The 11,114-nt window shown below is 61.6% G+C and carries 9 protein-coding genes and 1 pseudogene; 1 reads left to right on the forward strand and 9 read right to left on the reverse strand.

The window, feature by feature from the left end; all coding sequences use genetic code 11:
• Positions 1 to 63 precede the first annotated feature (63 nt).
• On the forward strand, positions 64 to 1,605 hold the full coding sequence (locus tag ACLBWT_RS18055; RefSeq protein WP_447664517.1) for a Ppx/GppA phosphatase family protein: 1,542 nt from the start codon (positions 64 to 66) through the stop codon (positions 1,603 to 1,605).
• A gap of 143 nt (positions 1,606 to 1,748) precedes the next feature.
• On the opposite strand, the gene ppk1 is transcribed toward ACLBWT_RS18055, so the two are convergent.
• The 9 genes and pseudogenes from ppk1 to ACLBWT_RS18100 form a co-directional block, all read right to left on the reverse strand.
• On the reverse strand, positions 1,749 to 3,842 hold the full coding sequence (ppk1, locus tag ACLBWT_RS18060) for a polyphosphate kinase 1 (protein ID WP_447664518.1): 2,094 nt from the start codon (positions 3,840 to 3,842) through the stop codon (positions 1,749 to 1,751).
• Positions 3,843 to 3,956: 114 nt separating this feature from the next.
• Positions 3,957 to 4,382 (reverse strand): FxsA family protein, encoded by a 426-nt coding sequence (locus ACLBWT_RS18065; protein WP_447664519.1) that lies wholly within the window; start codon positions 4,380 to 4,382, stop codon positions 3,957 to 3,959.
• Positions 4,379 to 4,906 (reverse strand): acyl-CoA thioesterase, encoded by a 528-nt coding sequence (locus ACLBWT_RS18070; protein ID WP_447664520.1) that lies wholly within the window; start codon positions 4,904 to 4,906, stop codon positions 4,379 to 4,381. Before ACLBWT_RS18070 ends, ACLBWT_RS18065 begins: the two co-directional genes overlap by 4 nt.
• Before the next feature lie 171 nt (positions 4,907 to 5,077).
• Entirely contained in the window at positions 5,078 to 6,832 is a 1,755-nt protein-coding gene (gene pyk / locus ACLBWT_RS18075; RefSeq protein ID WP_447664521.1) for a pyruvate kinase, read from the reverse strand.
• A gap of 202 nt (positions 6,833 to 7,034) precedes the next feature.
• The gene (locus ACLBWT_RS18080) at positions 7,035 to 8,168 is read right to left on the reverse strand and encodes an acetyl-CoA carboxylase carboxyltransferase subunit alpha (RefSeq protein ID WP_447664522.1); all 1,134 of its coding nucleotides are present in this window, start codon (positions 8,166 to 8,168) and stop codon (positions 7,035 to 7,037) included.
• A complete protein-coding gene (accD, locus tag ACLBWT_RS18085) occupies positions 8,158 to 9,051 on the reverse strand; it encodes an acetyl-CoA carboxylase, carboxyltransferase subunit beta (protein ID WP_447664523.1) in 894 nt (297 codons plus the stop codon). Before accD ends, ACLBWT_RS18080 begins: the two co-directional genes overlap by 11 nt.
• A 43-nt stretch (positions 9,052 to 9,094) precedes the next feature.
• Positions 9,095 to 9,283: a glutamate decarboxylase gene (locus ACLBWT_RS18090; RefSeq protein ID WP_048749077.1), complete on the reverse strand. Its 189-nt coding sequence runs from the start codon at positions 9,281 to 9,283 to the stop codon at positions 9,095 to 9,097.
• Between the two features lie 364 nt (positions 9,284 to 9,647).
• On the reverse strand, positions 9,648 to 10,157 hold the full coding sequence (locus tag ACLBWT_RS18095; RefSeq protein WP_447664524.1) for a phosphatidylglycerophosphatase A family protein: 510 nt from the start codon (positions 10,155 to 10,157) through the stop codon (positions 9,648 to 9,650).
• Between the two features lie 488 nt (positions 10,158 to 10,645).
• Positions 10,646 to 11,114 (reverse strand): annotated as a pseudogene (locus ACLBWT_RS18100) (DNA polymerase III subunit alpha); the annotation flags it as partial.

Consider the following 11,114-nt stretch of genomic DNA (forward strand, 5'->3'; position numbering starts at 1 on the left):
AAATGGTACACTGGACTGACTATGCCGCCGGTTCCGACCGGCAGCTTCAAGGAGGATAAGGTCATGAACGAGCAGAGAACCGGCATCATCGACATCGGCTCCAACTCCATCCGCCTCGTCGTCTACGAGCAGACGGCTTCGGGAGCGCATCGCGTCATCGACGGCAGCAAGCGGCCGGCGAGGCTCAGCTCGAGAATAACCGCGGACGGTACGATCGATGAAGCCACGACGCGGGAGCTGGTCGAGATTCTCGGCCACTTCCGCCTGATCTGCGCCCACCACCGGACGGGAACGATCCGCGCGGTAGCGACGGCCGCCCTCCGCAATGCGGCCAACGGAGAGGAGGTCATCGCCGTGCTGAACGCCGAAACCGGCCTGCAGGTCGAGCTGCTTCCGGGCGAGCAGGAAGCCTCCTGCGGTTTTCTCGGCATGGTCAACACGATGGATATCCAGAACGGCTTCCTCATCGACATCGGGGGAGGCAGTACGGAAATATCCCTGTTCCGCGACCGTACGCTCGTCCAGAGCGTTTCCTTCCCGTTCGGCTGCGTCAGCCTCTCCCGCCGCTTCCTCAAGGGAGGCATGCTGGACGATGAAGGGCTGAAGGCGCTGGAAGCCGAGGTAACCGCAGCAGCAGGCAAGGAGCCTTGGCTCGCCTGGTCTCCCGGCCTCCCGATGGTCGGCGTCGGCGGGACGATCCGCTCCTTGGCGAAGATCCACCAAGCGGTGCGGAAATATCCTTTCCCGCAAACCCATAACTATTCCATGCCTTCCGAAGACGCGGACCGTCTGTTCGCCACGCTGCGGGAGATGCCGATGGACAAAAGGCGCAAATTTCCCGGACTGTCCAAGGACAGGGTCGACCTCATCCTGCCCGGACTGGCCGTTCTGATGCTGTTCCGCAGGCTGACCGGAGCGACCGAGTACCGGGTATGCGCGGCAGGGCTGCGGGACGGGCTGTTCTTCGCCTCCCAGTTCCCCGACCGGCCGCGGCTCGACGACGTGCTCGGCTACAGCGTGAGCAATACGTACGCCCTCTATCCCGAAGCTCCGCTTGCCCACGTCAATCAGGTCAACCGGCTGTCGCTGGAGCTGCTGGACAGCCTCAAGGACACGCAGGCGGCGTCCAGCCTGCTGGCGCTCGGCGGGAGGGCGGCGGTCGTGCTCGACGCGGCTTCCATCCTGTACCGGATCGGCGCCTCGATCGACCATGCGGCCTATCCGAAGCATACGTTCTACCTGCTCACCAACTGCAGCCTGAACGGCATGACGCATCGCGAGAACGTCCTGACGGCCGCTGTCGCCTCCTTCCACGGCCGCAGCCGCCTGAAGTCCCAGCTTGAGCCCTTTGCGTCCCTCCTTCAGGACAGCGATGCCGAAGCGGCCGCGCTGCTCGGCTCGCTCCTCCAGCTGGCCGCCACGCTCGACCGGAGCGAGACGCAGCCGGTCAGCCGTCTCGACATCTCCATCAAGGGCTCGTCCTTGCAGCTGCAGGCGATCCGCCCTTCCGGCTCGCTGGCGCTGGAAAGCCAGGAAATCGAGGACGGCGGACGGGAATTCGCCAAGATATGGGGCCTGACCCCTACGCTGTCCATCATCCGCTGACCGATTTTCCGGCATCTTCGATCAAGGGGATGAAAAAGCAGCGCTCCTTCTCTTGCACAAGAGCCGAATCCTCTCCAATACCGAAACAGCCGCCCCGCTTCGATCCGGGACGGCTCTTTCTTTTGGGACGAAAGAAATGGGGACTAGGAATGAATCATGCCGGCATCGTCCGTGCCCGGCTGCTTCCAGGAAGAGATCTTCTCCGCGACGAACTGGCTCCGCAAAGGAGGCCGGTCCGCATCGGGCACTTTCTCGTAGCTCCCTGACGGCTTGAGCTCGCGGAGCTTGACGTTGTCGCTCAGAATGAGCTCCAGCATCGCAACCAGGCTGTCCCTCAGGTTGGCGTCGAATACCGGGCACATCAGCTCGATCCGGCGCGTCAGGTTGCGCGTCATCCAGTCGGCGCTGGACAGGTACACTTCCTCGTCCCCGCCGTTGCGTACATAGAGCAGCCGCGAATGCTCCAGATGCCTGTCGATCAGGCTGAAGACGCGGATATTCCCGCTAAGCCCCTCCACGCTCGGCCGCAAGCAGCAGACGCCGCGGACGATGAGGTCGATTTTGACGCCGGCCTGGGAAGCTTCGTACAGCTTGTCGATCATTTCCTGATTGGACAAGGAATTCATCTTGGCCGCGATATAACCGCCGCGCCCTGCCAAAGCATGCTCCTTCTCCCGGTCGATCAGGCGGAACAGCTTATCCATCAGATCGGTCGGCGCGACGGCGAATGCCTGCCACTCATAAGGGGAGGAATACCCTGTCATCTCGTTGAACAGCGCCGAGGCATCGGCGCCGATGACGGGATGGCAGGTGAACAGGCCTACATCCGTATACGCCTTGGCCGTGCTGTCGTTGTAGTTGCCCGTTCCGACATGGACGTAGCGGCGCAGCATCCCGTCTTCCCGGCGCACGACGAGCAGAATCTTCGCATGCGTCTTGAGCCCGACGAGGCCGTAGACGACATGGCAGCCCGCCTTCTCCAGCTGCCGGGCCCAAGCGATATTGCGCTCCTCGTCGAACCTGGCCTTCAGCTCGACGACGACGGTCACCTGCTTGCCGGATTCGGCCGCCGCCGCGAGCGCCCGCACGATTTCGGACTGGCCGCTGACGCGGTACAGGGTCATCTTGACGGCAAGCACGTTCGGGTCCTCCGCTGCCTGCTGCACGAAGTCGGCAATCGGCTCGAACGATTCGTACGGATGATGCAGCAGCACGTCCCGGCGCCGGATGGCGTCGAACAGGCTGTCGTCCTCCTCGAGCTCCGGCGGATAGATCGGCTCCAGCCTCGGGAAGCGCAGGCTGTCCCTGATCTGCAGCGAGGAGGAAAACTTCATGAGGAAGCCGAGATCAAGCGGACCTCCGATTTCCAGAATATGATCCTCGATCTCGAGCTCCTCCTTGAGCAGCTCCAACGCATACGGATGGAAGCCTTCCTCGACCTCCAGCCGAACCGGCATGCCCCAGCGGCGGCGGCGCAGCTCCTTCTCGATCTCTTCCAGCAGATCCTCCGCGCCTTCCTCGTTGAGCGTCAAGTCGGCGTTGCGGATCAGGCGGAACGAGTGGACGGCAAAAGGTATGTATCCGTTGAACAGCGTATGGATATGGGCTTGAATCAGGTCTTCCAGCAGCACGTATTCCATCTTCTTGCTGTTGCCCCGCGACGGCACCGGCACGAAGCGCGGCAAAATCGACGGCACCTGCACGATCGCGAAATAAGGATCGGCTTCGCTGTCCACGCTGTCGTCCTTGAGCAGGACGGCCAAATACAGCTCGCGGGTATGCAGCAGCGGGAAAGGCCGGCTCTGGTCGACCGCCATCGGCGTCAGTACGGGAAAGACGATCGTCCGGAAATAGTCGTCCACGGCCGCTTCCTGGGAGGCGCTCAGATCGCCCATTTCCTTGAATCCGATTCCTTCGCGGGACAGTCCCCGCATCACTTCGCGGTAAGTCCGGTACTGCTCGGCCACCATCTGTCCGGTGCGCTTGATCAGTCTTTTCCACAGTCCCTGGGGGGTGTAGCCGGTAAAATCGACCTTGGCATACCCGGCCTTGAGCTGGTCCTGGATGCCGGCCATCCTCACGCTCGTGAATTCATCCAGATTGCTCGATACAATAGCGAGAAACTTCGCTCTTTCGAGGAGAGGCGTCGAGGCGTCCTGGGCTTCGCCCAGAACCCTCCGGTTGAATTCGATCCAGCTGAGGTCCCGGTTCACATAGGGGGACAATGCTTTTGTCATCGGTCAGAAGCCTCCTTGCTCGTTGTCCCTATTATGCGGCGCAACTGTTTCTTCTATATTAAGATGCTGTAAAGGGACGGTAAATGCCCATCTTTTTGAATGCACGTCCCCGGCTCAGCGGCCGATAATGAAGAATTTCCCTCCGCCGCCTCCGCGGAATAGGCGTTCCAGCAGCCGGTACAGCCTGGCCCGGTAAAAGCCTCTCGTGAACGGCAGCAGCATCGTCAATCCGACAATGTCCCCGATAAAGCCCGGCAGCAAAAGCAGCAAGCCGCCCCCAAGGATGCACAGCCCGTCGAGAAGCGCATGGCCCGGCGGCTCTCCCCTGCCCATCCGCAGCCTCATTTCCTCCCACGCCTTGCGTCCGCGGGTACGGGCAAGCACGCCCCCGAGCACCGCCGTCCCGGCCATCAGCAGCACCACGCCGGCGCCTCCGATCCAGCGGGACACGAGCATGATGACGATGACCTCCGCCACGATATAAGCCGCACTCCCGAGCATGAACCTCTGCATGAATCCCCATTGCCTGGCTTTGTTCATCGATTCGCCCCTTTCCGGGCCGGTTCGCCCGCATGCTGCTTCAGAATAGCGTACAACTCGGGAAGCCGCCTATCCAGTCTGGCAGGCTTGAAATCCTTGCCGACCCACACATGGCGCGTCCCTCCGGACACCAGCAGCTCGCCGGGCAATCCGGCTCCGGCTGCATCCGCCTCGATCGGGGGATACCCGTTCGGGATCGGGTCGCCCGGCTCGACCGGAAGACGGCGGATCTGCGTGCGGAAAGCCATTCTCATCGGCGTATAGCTCTCCACCCGGGTACAGATCAGAAGGCAGTCATCGTAACGTGCCGGGGAATGAAAGGAACAATCGATGTCCACGACCGGCAGCAGCAGCCCTTCATCCTCGATCCGCCGGTACGGATATCCGGCTGAGCGGATCAGCTCGGTGCGGCCGATCTCGAACCAGACCATATAGTTCGTATGGAAGACGATGCCCATGGCATCCGTTTCCTTGTATCTCACCCGAATCGGATGAAGATGCCAAGCCTCAGCTTCAGATTTCATGCTCTTGCCATCCTTTCTGAATCCGCTTGCCGGCATGGTCTGCAAAAAGAAAGAGCCGCGCAAAACGCGCCGCCCCTCCCGTTCCCTCGCGGGTCGGAAGGGCGCGGATGCGGCCTGCACAGCTCTATCTGGTCGTCCCGAGCGGCCGGACCTCTCGGATGACGGACCGCTTTAGAGGACTTGGGATTGTCCGGTGTAAATTACGCCCATCTCTCCGTACACGGTCACTTCCATGCCGTCCTGGAACAGCTCGAAGGCGTCTTCGATGCCGATGACTGCCGGAATGCCGAGATTGAGGCCGACGACAGCCGCATGGCTCGTGATGCCGCCTGTAACCGTCAGGATCGCCGCAGCTTTCTCGATGGCAGGCATGTAGTCCTTGTCGGTCGATACGGTGACGAGGATGGAGCCTGGCTTCGTTTTGGCGATCGCTTCTTCCGGCGTGCGGGCGAGAACGATTTTGCCGGTTGCCGTCTGGCTGCCGATGCCTTGGCCTTTGGCCACGAGCTCGCCGATATGGTGAACCTTGATCAGGTTCGTCGTTCCGGCGCGTCCGACAGGAACGCCGGCCGTAATGACGATCGTATCGCCGAGGCTCACAAGGCCGGTGTTGAGCGCGCCTTCGACGGCGATGTTGAACATTTCGTCTGTCGTGTCGGCGTTCGCTCCTTTGGCCGGGATGACTCCCCAGGTCAGCGCAAGGCGGCGCATGATGCGCTCATCCGTCGTAACTGCGATGATCGGAGCCTTGGGACGGTATTTGGATACCATGCGGGCCGTATAACCGCTTTCCGTGGACGAAACGATCGCTTTGGCCTGAAGATCCAGGGCGGAGTTGGCGACAGCCTGGCTGATCGCTTCCGTGACGGACGTCTGTTGAGCGTTCGCCTGCTTGACCAGAATTTCGCGGTAGTCCAGGGCGGATTCCGCGCGCTCGGCGATGCGGGACATCGTCAGGACGGATTCCATCGGATATTTGCCTGCAGCTGTCTCGCCGGAGAGCATGATCGCGTCCGTGCCGTCGAAGATCGCGTTGGCCACGTCGCTCGCCTCGGCGCGCGTCGGACGCGGATTGCGCTGCATGGAATCCAGCATCTGCGTCGCCGTGATGACCGGCTTGCCGGCCAGGTTGGCCTTTTGGATCATGTTCTTCTGAACGAGAGGCACTTCCTCGGCCGGAATCTCCACGCCGAGGTCGCCGCGCGCGACCATCAGGCCGTCGGACACTTCGAGAATCTCGTCGAGGTTGTCCACGCCCTGCTGGTTCTCGATCTTGGAAATGATCTGGATGTGGCTCGCGTTGTGGCGCTCCAGCAGCTCGCGGATCTCAAGCACGTCGGAAGCCTTGCGCACGAAGGAAGCGGCGATGAAATCGACGCCTTGCTCGATGCCGAAGACGATGTCGTTCGAGTCCTTCTCGGTGATGCCCGGCAAGGAGATATGTACGCCTGGCACGTTGACGCCCTTCTTGCTCTTGATCTGGCCGCTGTTGACGATGCGGCAGTTGATCTCCGTGCCCTGGATGTCGACGACGGTGAGGCCGATGAGGCCGTCGTCGATGAGCACCGTGGAGCCGACTTGCAGGTCGGCAGGGAGATTTTTATAGGTAACCGGAATCCGGTGGCGGTCTCCGAGAATTTCCTCCGTCGTCAGCACGATATAGTCGTCCTGGAGAAGCTCGATCGGCTCTTCCTTCAGCTTGCCCAAGCGGATCTCAGGACCCTTGGTGTCGAGCAGGATCGCAACCGTCTTGCCTAGCTCCGCGGATGCCTGGCGGATGTTGGTGATACGCGCTCCATGCTCCTCGAAATCACCGTGGGAGAAGTTCAGGCGGGCGACGTTCATGCCGGCCAGAATCAGTTTCTTGGTATTTTCCAGAGACTCGCTGGACGGGCCGATGGTGCAGACGATTTTTGTTTTGCGCATGAGTATGAATTCCTCCATCAATATAGCTTGCTTGTGAACACTATCAATCATTCTACCACAATCGGCAGAAATATAGACATGGCTTTTGAAGCTTGGCCTGGCCCGCGGGAACTAGATTCCCGGTGATGACCTGTGCATGCGGACATGGCTCCGGGCGCTGCCGAGGCGGCAGCGCCCGTCATTGCCTGGTGAGCTGGTTCTCTTAATGGATCCGCGCAGCTTCGGCAGCGGCGGAGGGAGAGGTCTCTCCCGCCTCCGACGCGTCTGCTTCGACCGGAGCAGCTCCGGTCTCGACCGCAGCCTCGCCGCTGAAGCGCTCCTGCGAGTCGCCTCCGGCCTGGGGCTCGTGCCCCTGCGGTCCTTCGACGGCCGAAGCCGACGGCGCGAATGCGAATCGTCCGATCTTGCGGAACTTCGCGTAGCGGTCTTCCACCAGCTGCTCCGAGGTCAGAAGCGACAGCTCCTGCAGATGGCGCCACAGGGCATCCTTGATGAACGCCGACTGCTCCGCCTGGCCGCGGTGCGCGCCTCCCTTGGGCTCGGGCACGATTTCTTCGATGATGCCGAACGACAGCAGGTCCTTCGCCGTGATTTTCATCGCTTCGGCTGCCTGGTCCGCCTTGGAAGCATCCTTCCAGAGAATGGACGCGGCGCCGTTGGGAGAAATGACGGAGTAGATGGCATTTTCCAGCATCAGGACGCGGTTGCCGACGCCCAGCGCCAAAGCTCCGCCGCTGCCGCCTTCACCGATGACGACACAGATGACCGGCACGCCGAGCAGAGCCATCTCCCGCAGGTTGCGCGCGATCGCCTCCGACTGGCCGCGTTCCTCGGCCGTATTGCCGGGGTAAGCGCCCTTCGTGTCGATGAAGGTGATGATCGGCCGCTTGAACTTGTCGGCCTGGTGCATCAGCCTCAGCGCCTTGCGGAAGCCCTCCGGATGGGGACTGCCGAAGAAGCGGGCGATGTTGTCCTTCGTATCCTTGCCGCGCTGGTGGCCGATGACCGTCACCGGCACGCCGTTCAGCTTGGCCAGGCCGCCGACGATCGCGAGATCGTCCGCGAACAGCCGGTCGCCGTGCAGCTCCAGGAAATCCGTGAAGATGTCATGGATGAAGTCGAGCGAGGTCGGACGCTGATGATGGCGGGCCAGATGCATCTTCTGGGCAGCGCTGAGCTCGCTGTACATCTCGTCCTCCAGCTGCTTGCAGCGGGCTTCCAGACGGGCGATCTCGTCGGTGAAGTCGATGCCCGTATCCTGGCTGAGCCCTTTCAGCTCCTGGATTTTGCGGCGAAGGTCGCCGAGCGGCTTCTCAAAAGGCAATTCAGACGCCATGGGCTGTCTCCTCCTTCACAGGGGCATGCATGTCCAGCACGCGGGTCAGCGTCGATTTCATGTCCTTGCGGTGGACGACGCGGTCCAGCTGACCGTGCTGCAGATTGAATTCCGCCGTCTGGAAATTGTCCGGCAGCTTCTGGCGGATCGTCTGTTCGATGACGATCCGGCCTGCGAAGCCGATCAGGGCGCCGGGCTCGGCCAGATTGTAGTCGCCGAGGCTCGCGAAGCTGGCCGTGACGCCGCCGGTGGTCGGATCGGTCATGACGGAGATGTAGAGGCCTCCGGCCGACTGGAACTTGGCCAGAGCGGCGCTCGTCTTGGCCATCTGCATCAGGCTCAAAATGCTCTCCTGCATCCGGGCTCCGCCCGAGGTGGAGAAGATGAGCAAAGGCAGCCTGCGCTCATGCGCCTGCTCGATGGCGCGGGTGATCTTCTCCCCGACGACCGAGCCCATGCTGCCGCTGAAGAAGTCGAAGCTCATGACCGCGACGACGACAGGGAATCCGCCGATCTCGCCGGTGCCCGTGACGACAGCATCCTTCAGGCCGGAGTTTTTCTTCTGGGTCTCCAGCTTGGGCGCGTAGCCCGGGAACTCCAGCGGATCCTCGGAAATCATATCGGCGTCGAATTCAGACAAACGTCCGTCATCGAGCGTCATTCCGATACGCTCCCAGGCGCTGAGCCGGAAATGATGCCCGCATGACGGACATACTTTCAGGTTTTTCTCCAGTTCCTTGCTGAATTGAATACTCCCACACTTGGGACACTTGTTCATCAGCCCTTCGGGAATGTCCCGTTTGGGACGCTCCTGGCTGTCGCTGCGCTCACGTTCCGACGGAACGGTCGCGTATTTGCGTTTATGAAATAAGTCCTTGAACACGAGTGACACCTCTCAAGACGCTAAAGTATAGTCGAACCGGCCATCACGAATGAAGAATGGAGCTCAGGACCTCCTGGACTTCCTCCAGCTCTCCGGACGGAACGAGAATCTCGTATTGCTGCTTGGACATGTTTATCGGACGTGTCTGTACGAGAAAGCCTTCTTCCGTCAGCCGTTTTTGAATCCTCTCCGCGATTCTCGCGGTAGGCGCGATGTAGATGACCGTCCACATGAAAGGTACCTCCTGATATTCCGGAAACAGGCCATATGATCTCACAATCATAGCATAGGAAAATAATTTCCCGCAAGAAACAGGACTGTCGGATCGGCGCGTTCAGCCCGGATTGAGGGTTGGAAAAGGGTCGGAAGGAGTATTTCTGCGTCGGCCATGGCCTTGCCAGGCTTGTCCTCCGTCCCTAGAGGAAGGGGAAGATAACGTCTTAAGGAACATGCCGAGAAGCCTGCGGCGAAACCGAAGGATCTCTGTTCGTCCGGCTTGCACCAGGCATTCCGGCGCCTCGCGGCGCACGGACCTGAAGGAACATGCCGGAGCTTCAGCAGGTACATTCGTCCCCGGCATGCGGAATCCCTCTTTTTCAATCCGAGGTTTCGCTCCCGTCCAAGGCGCTGTAGCGCAGCGCCTTGGGATCCTGATGGGCGATTCGGGCGGAAGCGGCGGCTGCCAGTCCCGCTACGAGATCGTCCAGGAAGACGTGGACCTTGCCTGTCGTCTTGTCGTTCAGATGGCTGATGATGCCGGGTTTGACCTTGTCGAGATACCCGAAGCTGGTCAAGCCGATCATTCCATATACGTTCGTTATGCCCATCGCCAGCGTCTCGTCGACGCCGTAGAGCGATTCGTCCTTCTCCATGATGACCTGCAAAGGATGCGGCAGCAGCTTCCGCTCCGCCAGCTCATCCAAGGCGATGCCCGTGTAAAACACGTACTGGACCTCCCGCTTGCCCAGCACCGTGCGTACGCTTTCCGTGCATTCCTCCATCGTGAGCAGAGGATTGTAGGGACGCTGCAGGGAAAGCACGATTGACGCCACATCATCCACGGTTACGCCGCGCCGGCCGAGCCAGCGCTCCATTTCGGAACTCATCCACATTCCCTCCCGCAAATATTGCCGTGAGAGCGGTGGCAGCAAGCGGAGACACGAGTAGAGGCGCGGCCAGCCGGCCGCCCCTCTTTCCCTGGTCCTTCGCCCCGGCTCGACCGCCATGGTAGCCCAAGCCTGACGACTTGTGTTTCCTACTCTATGCGCGTCTCCCGGGAAATGTTCCGTTAAATTCCGGTGAACGGAGCGGCCGATGGGGGCGCCGGTGAGCTATCTCTGAGAGAAATCCAACGGGGACACGGCCAGCGCCTTGAATGCAGGCATACGGATCGCTTGCGGGCGAATACATCGCCTGGTCGAGGCAAGCATCGTAATGCCGACCCATAACCGCTATCCGCTCAATCTGCTTTCTCCTCGAAAAACAGCGGCTCCGTCTGCAATCCATTTGAAAAGGCCGTTCCCCCTCCAGCAGCGGGAACGGCCTTTTGAAGGAGACGCTTGGAAGCGCCGGAGCAGCCGGCTAGGGCCGGCTGTTATTTGACGACAGCGGAGCCTTTGCCGAGCAAGCCTTCGATTCCGCCAACGAGTTCGGGAGAAGGCTTGATCTTGTAGCGCTCGCTGAGCGCGATTGTCCTGCCCTCGCTCTCGTAGAAGAGCACGGTACTCAGCGGACCCGGATGGTCGGCCAGCAGCGCCTTGAGGCGCTCCAGGGCGGCGGGATGCTCCCGGTCCGCCGCGATTTTGACGTACAGCCGCTGAGCTCCGCGAGGGGCGGCTGCGCTTCGCCGCTCGACAGGAGCCGCGGCTGCGCGGCGGGGGCCGGTTGTGCCAGGGCTGGCTGTGCCAGGGCCGGCTGTGCCAGGGCTGGCTGTGCCGGGGCTGGCTGTGCCAGGGCTGGCTGTGCCAGGGCCGGGCGGCTTCGCCCCGCCCTGGGCGGGCCGAGCGGCGGCGGGGCGGCCCGCAGGCGGCCTAGCCGCGCCTGCCCCGCGCGCCGGAGCGGAG

This window comes from Paenibacillus sp. D51F (genome assembly GCF_053345695.1).

Bases quoted from the DNA above. Each gene is read 5' to 3' on its own strand.
- pyk (WP_447664521.1), bottom strand. From the start codon at position 6,832: ATGCGCAAAACAAAAATCGTCTGCACCATCGGCCCGTCCAGCGAGTCT.
- ACLBWT_RS18055 (WP_447664517.1), top strand. From the start codon at position 64: ATGAACGAGCAGAGAACCGGCATCATCGACATCGGCTCCAACTCCATC.
- ACLBWT_RS18065 (WP_447664519.1), bottom strand. From the start codon at position 4,382: ATGAACAAAGCCAGGCAATGGGGATTCATGCAGAGGTTCATGCTCGGG.
- ACLBWT_RS18080 (WP_447664522.1), bottom strand. From the start codon at position 8,168: ATGGCGTCTGAATTGCCTTTTGAGAAGCCGCTCGGCGACCTTCGCCGC.
- ACLBWT_RS18090 (WP_048749077.1), bottom strand. From the start codon at position 9,283: ATGTGGACGGTCATCTACATCGCGCCTACCGCGAGAATCGCGGAGAGG.
- ACLBWT_RS18070 (WP_447664520.1), bottom strand. From the start codon at position 4,906: ATGAAATCTGAAGCTGAGGCTTGGCATCTTCATCCGATTCGGGTGAGA.
- ppk1 (WP_447664518.1), bottom strand. From the start codon at position 3,842: ATGACAAAAGCATTGTCCCCCTATGTGAACCGGGACCTCAGCTGGATC.
- ACLBWT_RS18095 (WP_447664524.1), bottom strand. From the start codon at position 10,157: ATGAGTTCCGAAATGGAGCGCTGGCTCGGCCGGCGCGGCGTAACCGTG.